Origin of the sequence: Saccharopolyspora sp., from assembly GCF_017434145.1 — a bacterium.
GTDB classification, from domain to species: domain Bacteria; phylum Actinomycetota; class Actinomycetes; order Mycobacteriales; family Pseudonocardiaceae; genus Saccharopolyspora_C; species Saccharopolyspora_C galaxeae.
In genome coordinates this window covers 1-2504 of sequence record NZ_JAFRFW010000902.1, presented here as the reverse complement: position 1 = coordinate 2504, position 2504 = coordinate 1, and the positions used below count along the sequence as shown (strand labels likewise).

The 2504-nt window shown below is 73.8% G+C and carries 2 protein-coding genes; both read left to right on the top strand.

The window, feature by feature from the left end; genetic code table 11:
- Positions 1-864 (top strand): BTAD domain-containing putative transcriptional regulator (locus IJH84_RS24470; RefSeq protein WP_295149557.1); only part of this gene is annotated, 864 nt, incomplete at its 5' end.
- Positions 865-974: 110 nt separating this feature from the next.
- Positions 975-2504, top strand: a 1530-nt coding sequence (locus tag IJH84_RS24465; protein WP_295149555.1) for a hypothetical protein, incomplete at its 3' end; no start/stop codon positions are given.

Below are 2504 nucleotides of genomic sequence, written 5' to 3'. Positions count from 1 at the left end.
CCCGCCACGGTCGACCTCGCCGAGCGCACCTTGCGCGAACACGGCATCGTGCCGGATTCCCGCACCGCCGCCGGACCGCTGGCGGCGGTCGCGCACCTGGCTCCTCCGGTCGCGCTGCACGCGCTGGGAGTGTTCCAGGTCGAGCACGCAGGGCGCCCGGTGCCGAAGGCGTCGTGGCAGTCCCGCAAAGCGCGGGACCTGCTGAAGATCCTGGTGGCGAAGCGGCGGCCGGTGCGCCGGGAAGAACTGATGGAGCTGCTGTGGCCGGAGGTCGAGCCGGTCCGGGCGGGCAACCGGCTGTCGGTACTGCTCTCGACCGTGCGCGACGTGCTCGCCTCCCGCGGACCTGCGGCCGGGTCGGTGCTGCTGACCAGCGAAGCGGGCACGGTCGGGCTGGACCCGCGGCACGTGCGCATCGACGTGGAGTCCTTCGCCGCCCAGGCCGAGCGCGCGCTGGAGGCGCACCGCCAGGACCACGACGAGGTCACCGAGCTGCTGCTGGCCGCCGAAGCCGCCTACACCGGCGATTTCCTGGAGGACGATCCGTACCAGGACTGGGCGGCCCCGCTGGCCGACGAGCTGCGCACCACGCACACCGCGCTGCTGCGGGCGCTGACCCGGCGGCTGCGCGACGAAGGAGACGCCGACCGGGTCGCGCGGTTCGCGCTGCGGCTGCTGCGGGACGACCCGTACGACGAAGAGGCGCACCTCGACCTGGTCGAGACGTTGCTGCGCCAGGAGCGGTTCGGGGAGGCGCGGCGCCGCTACGAGATCTACGGCGAGCGGATGCGGGAGATCTCGGTAGCGCCGCGCCCGTTCCCGGAAGTCTCCGGCACCCGGCGCCCCGATCACCCTTCCGAGTAGCAGCGGCCACACTTCCGGGTGCCTCCGGCCGTTTTCTAAGGAAACCTTAAACCGTCTTGAACTGCGATTTCCTAGCCTCGCGGCGTGCATCCCGCTGAACCGGGGCGCCGATGAGCGCACCCGCCCCGATCCGGCCAGCCTCGCTGGCCGTGTCCAGGTCGAACTTCGGCTTCTCCCCGGACGGCCGGGAAGTCGCGTGCGTCCGGACCAGCGAGGAGATCTCCACCCTCGAACTGTGGGACTTCGGCACCGCCAACCGGTCCGCACGGCCGCACAGCCTGCGGTCCCGCTCCCTCGGCACGCGCCCGGCCCACTCCCGCGCATCCCGCTTCCCGCAGCAGCGCGACGGCACCGCCCGCGCGCTGCACCGGGGCACCGTCGTCGACCCGTCCGCGCAGGCCACACCGCTCGGCGAAGGCCGCGTGCTGCTGCTGACGACGGATCACGAGCTCGCCGAGCTGGAACTGATCGACACGGCCGCCGCCCGCTCGCACCTGCTCGGGCAGGTGCGCGCCCAGGAGGGCTACCTGCTGGCGAGCCCGTCGGCCGCGCAACTCGGTTTCCTGATCGCCCGGGAGGACCGGGAGCGGAGTGCCGTCTGGCGGATCACCGACGGCCCGCCCGGTGTCGAGCCACTCGTGCGGCTGCCTGGTGCCGCCTCTGGGGGTGTGTGGCTCGACACCGACGCGGATCTGCTCGCGCTGAACCTCACCCGGCCGGACCGGCGGGTCGAAGGCGTGCTGGTCGACCTGCGCCGCGGGTCCTGGCAGCCGCTGTTCTCGCTGTCGGCCGACAGCGACGACCGGATCCTGCTGCACCACCAGGGCTCCAAGCTGCTGCTGGTGCGCTCGACCGCGGACGGATCCGACCGGCTGGGCTGGGTCGTGCTGGACGGGGCGAGCACGGTGCGCTTCCCGGACCGGCTGACCTCGGCGCACGTCCCGCTGGCGGTGGACGGCGGCGGTCAGCGGGTATTGCTGCGGCGGGACTCCGGGGCGCTTTCCGCGCTGGAGCTCTACGCGCCGCGCGAGGACAAGCTCACCCCGCTGTCGCTGCCGCCGGGCAGCACCGGGGACCGCGCCTGCCTGCCCGGCAAGGTGGTCCGCGTGCCGTTCTCCTCGCCGGCGCGGCCGTCGACGCTGGTCACGCTGGCGCCGAGCGGGCCGAGCTCGACGTTGCCGGAGGACTCGGAGGCTTCGGAGCTGCCGCCGTGGGCCTCCGCCGACCTGCTGCGGCTGGGCGGCGGCATCGAGGCGATCGTCTACGGCGGCGGCCAGTGGCGATCCTGCTCGCACCTGGTGCTCGCGCTGCACCCGCTGGAAGACGCGGTGTGGCGGTGGGAATTCCACCCGCTGTTCCAGGACCTGGCCGCGGTGGGGGTCGCGGTCATCGCCGCGAACCACCGCGACGAGAACGGCGCGTGGGGCGCGCCGGGCCTGCCCGAGATCCTTTCGCTCGGGCACCACCTGCGTTCGCAGCGCCCGGGCCTGCCAGGGTCGATGCTGATCGGTGGCGGGCACGGCGGGCGGATCGCGCTGCGCGCCGCCGGGACCGCGCCGGACCTGTGGTCGGGGTGCGCGGCGCTGGCACCGGACCTGCTCGCCGACGACGAGCTGCCGCGCACGATCACCTCGGTGACT